This window comes from Micromonospora sp. NPDC005087 (genome assembly GCF_042872965.1).
In the GTDB taxonomy this organism is placed as follows: domain Bacteria; phylum Actinomycetota; class Actinomycetes; order Mycobacteriales; family Micromonosporaceae; genus Micromonospora.
On sequence record NZ_JBIALB010000022.1, the window covers coordinates 1 to 1,667 of the forward strand.

Annotated in this window: 1 protein-coding gene; it reads left to right on the forward strand. The window is 68.3% G+C overall.

Annotated features, from left to right (window positions below):
- Positions 1 to 902: 902 nt before the first annotated feature.
- On the forward strand, positions 903 to 1,667 hold a 765-nt coding region (locus ACFYPS_RS31635; protein WP_387329271.1), incomplete at its 3' end, for an IniB N-terminal domain-containing protein.

The window sequence follows — 1,667 nt, forward strand, 5'->3', positions numbered from 1 at the left end:
TCCGTAGCCTGATCCGACGCACATGGACCACCTACCGATGGGACACCCGTCCCAACCGCCGCCCGTGACCACCACCCATTCCGCGCGACCTCTTACGGCGGGCTGTCTCGCTGATCGTCCCACCGAAGATTCGTCGATGCCTGGCCCCGGTGTGACCTCCCCCCTGTCGCTTGCCCGGAGGAGTGGTTGCCGCCGGCCGGTGATCTCGCGGAGCACCTCGTCGGGCACGGGCTGGTTCGGCTGTGATGTCTCTGCCGACCCCGACGTCTGTCAACAACCTGCCGGCGCGGCTTCGGTGGGCTCTCGAGAATGTGTCGGTAGAAGCGTTGGCGAGGCGTCATGTCGGGGGCACGGCGGCCGTCCTGCCGTTATTGAGCTTGCGCTGGTACTCGAGCGGACAGCACCGCCTTGGCTTCCCGCGTTGCGGACGCCAGTTACCGCCCAGCGCAGCGGCGGCCACGGCCTTGATCTCGGCCTGCACGTGCGGGAGCGGGAGCCACATCGCGGTGGGAAAGTGAGGCCAATGTGCCGTTCAGACCCGGTACACCGCAGTCCCCCGTGCGGTGGTCGTGCCGGGTCGGCGCCGGGCGCTGAGGCGCGGCCGGGTCGTGTGGTGGCCATGGATCCCGCGAGGGACGCTGCATGGCCGCATCGAGGTCCAACTGTCTGAACGGCAGTCATGTCTTGGTGCAGTCGGCAACCGCCGCTTCGATGACGCCGTCAAGTTCGCTGACCGGCTGCTGCGCCTCACCAACCTGGGGCTATCGATGGGGGCTTTCGCGCAGGAACCCGGTAATCCCCTAACGCCAAACGCCGCCGATGCCCTAACCCGGCGGGATAACGCTGGGGTGCACCCCCGATGCCCGATACCGCTGTTCAACCTACGGTCGATCGTGGGTCGGGTGAGCTTGCCTGGACCACGTCCTAAAACACCAATCGATGGGACCGGCAACATGAGTGAAAGCGCCAGCACAAATTCAACCGCCGACGTGAACTCCACCTCTGCCGCCGATTGGACCGGCAACACGGAGGTAACTGCCGATGCGAACTCGACGACCAGTCTGGAGTCCACCGCCAACGCGGGGTCGACCGCCGAGATGGGCGTAACCGCTGGGATGGCGTCGCCGCAGAGCCTGCAGGACTTCGTATTCGGCCTGCTCAGCAACGTCGACGCCCGGGCGGCGTACGAGGCGGACCCGCAAGGTGCGCTGGACGGCGCGGGCCTCAACGACGTGAACCCGGCCGACGTGCAGGACATCGTTCCGCTGGTCGCTGACTACGTTCCTGTCCAGGGCGTCACGTCCCTTCTTGCCGGAGACAGCCTCGGAGTTAGCGCGGGTGCCACCGTCGACGGACTGGCGCTCGGCGGCGTGGCCGGCACCCTCGACAGCACCTTGGGCGGCCTCGGCCTCACCGGTGTGACCGGCGACGTGGGCGCCACCCTCGACAGCGTGAGCCTCAGCAGCGTGACCGGCGCCCTGGACAACACCGTCGGTGGACTCGGTGTCAGCGCAGTCACCGGCGGCCTGGGCGGCACGGCGCACGGCGTCACCGCCCTGGCAGCCGGCGTGATCGGTGACGTCGGTGGCACCCTGGACGGCACGGTCGGCGGGCTCGGTGCCAGCGGCGTGATCGTCGACGTCGGCGGGACATTGGACGGCACGGTC